Annotated in this window: 2 protein-coding genes; both read left to right on the forward strand. The window is 39.4% G+C overall.

What is annotated here, in order from left to right; translation table 11 throughout:
* Positions 1-61: 61 nt before the first annotated feature.
* Positions 62-889 (forward strand): DNA/RNA non-specific endonuclease, encoded by an 828-nt coding sequence (locus AB2B47_RS08510; protein ID WP_006147845.1) that lies wholly within the window; start codon positions 62-64, stop codon positions 887-889.
* A gap of 119 nt (positions 890-1,008) precedes the next feature.
* On the forward strand, positions 1,009-2,340 hold the full coding sequence (locus tag AB2B47_RS08515; protein WP_320694116.1) for a hemolysin family protein: 1,332 nt from the start codon (positions 1,009-1,011) through the stop codon (positions 2,338-2,340).
* Positions 2,341-2,453: the final 113 nt, after the last annotated feature.

Raw genomic sequence — 2,453 nt, forward strand, 5'->3', positions numbered from 1 at the left:
AATTGAGAGGCTAGGACTTTTGTCCCAGCTTCTTTTCTAAGAACAAAACTAAGGAGAAAAGATGAATAAAAAAACAAGGCAGGCACTCATAGGTCTTCTGCTTTTCCTACTTTTGTCAGCAGGAAGCTACTATATTAAACAAATGCAGTCTTCCAACACTGCACCACAAACACGAGTAAAACAAAAATCCCAGTCGCTTGATACTCCAAGTCAAGAACTGGCCGAGAGTGTACTGACTGATTCGGTCAAAAAACAAATAAAGGGTACTCTTGAGTGGAATGGAGCAGGTGCCTTTATCATAAATGGGAACAAAACGAACTTAGATGCAAAGGTTTCAAGTAAACCCTATGCTGATAACAAGACAAAAACTGTAGGTGGGGAGACGGTTCCAACTGTGGCTAACGCCCTCATGTCAAAAGCGACAAGACAGTACAAAGACCGTGAAGAAACAGGGAATGGTTCGACTTCTTGGACCCCGGCAGGATGGCATCAAGTCAAAAACCTAAAAGGGACTTATAATCACGCTGTAGATAGAGGACATTTATTAGGCTATGCCTTGATTGGTGGTTTAGATGGTTTTGATGCATCTACTAGCAATCCCAAAAATATTGCTGTACAAACAGCCTGGGCCAACCAGGCACGCGCAGAAGATTCGACTGGACAAAACTACTATGAAAGTTTAGTTCGAAAGGCCTTGGATCAAAATAAGCGCGTGCGTTACCGTGTCACATTGCTCTACGCTACAGAAGAAGATTTGGTTCCTTCTGCATCTCAGATTGAAGCCAAATCATCTGATGGTGAATTGGAGTTTAACGTCGTAGTTCCTAACGTTCAAAAGGGAATTCAGTTAGATTACCGAACAGGAAAAGTAACTGTTACAAAGAACTAATAGATAGTCGGGTCCCTTATTGTTTCGGTAGGGGATTTACTATAGAAATCACAATTTAATGTGTAGAAGTTGAAAAATATGGTATAATAGTCACAATTATACTTTTTAGGAGAAGGAAAATGGAAGACCCGAGCAGTCAGGATTTGTTACTGCAATTTGTATTATTAGTTGTTTTGACCTTTTTAAATGCTTTTTTCTCTGCTACAGAGATGGCTATGGTTTCTCTTAGTCGCTCACGTGTTGAACAAAAGGCTGAAGAGGGGGATAAACGCTATATCCGTTTGCTAAAGGTACTTGAAAACCCCAATCACTTTTTATCAACCATTCAAGTTGGTATTACTTTAATTACAATCTTGTCAGGGGCTAAACTAGCAGACTCTCTAGGACAATTGATAGCCTCATGGATGGGAAATAGCGAAACTGCGCACGCAATCGCAAGCTTCCTGTCACTTGCTTTCTTGACCTATATCTCTATCGTTTTTGGTGAACTTTATCCTAAACGCATTGCTCTAAATCTTAAGGATGCCTTGGCAATCCGAACTGTACCATTTATTATTGCTCTCGGTAAGATTGTGAGTCCTTTTGTTTGGATGCTATCTGCATCAACCAATCTTTTGAGCCGTTTGACGCCGATGACATTTGACGATGCAGACGAAAAAATGACTCGTGATGAGATTGAGTACATGCTGACTAAAAGCGAAGAAACTTTGGATGCTGATGAAATCGAGATGTTGCAGGGGATTTTCTCACTGGATGAGCTTATGGCGCGTGAAGTCATGGTTCCTCGAACAGATGCCTTTATGGTAGATATCCAAGATGACACTCAGACCATTATCGAAAGTATCTTAAAACAAAACTTTTCTAGAATTCCTGTTTATGACGGCGATAAGGACAATGTCATTGGTTTGATTCATACAAAGAATCTGCTAAAAGCAGGGTTTACCGATGGTTTTGATAATATTGTATTGAGAAAGATATTACAGGAACCTCTCTTTGTACCGGAAACTATTTTTGTGGATGATCTGTTAAAAGAATTGAGAAATTCACAAAGACAGATGGCTATTCTTCTCGATGAATACGGAGGAATGGCTGGTTTGGTAACACTTGAGGATCTCCTTGAAGAGATTGTTGGTGAGATTGATGATGAAACTGACCGTGCTGAAGTCTATGTTCATACTATCGGCGAGGACACTCATATTGTCCAAGGGACAATGAACTTGAACGATTTCAATGATTATTTTGATGTCGAGCTTGAAAGTGACAATGTAGATACTATTGCTGGTTATTATTTGACAGGTGTGGGAACTATTCCAACATCTGAGAAACTCAGCTATGAGTTAGATAGTGGAAATAAGCATATCACCTTGACAAATGACAAGGTAAAAAATGGTCGTGTCACCAAGCTTAAGGTTCAAATCCAAGAACTTGAATCAGAAGAAGAAACTGAATAAAACAAAAGCTTTATCAGAGAAAACTGATAAAGCTTTTTAAGTGTAAAAAAGAAAAGACTCCGTTAGGAGTCTTCGTTTATATAGAGGCGGTAGACGGATTTATAACCCTTTAT

It is taken from the genome of Streptococcus wuxiensis (assembly GCF_040888245.1).
Taxonomy (GTDB): Bacteria; Bacillota; Bacilli; order Lactobacillales; family Streptococcaceae; genus Streptococcus; species Streptococcus wuxiensis.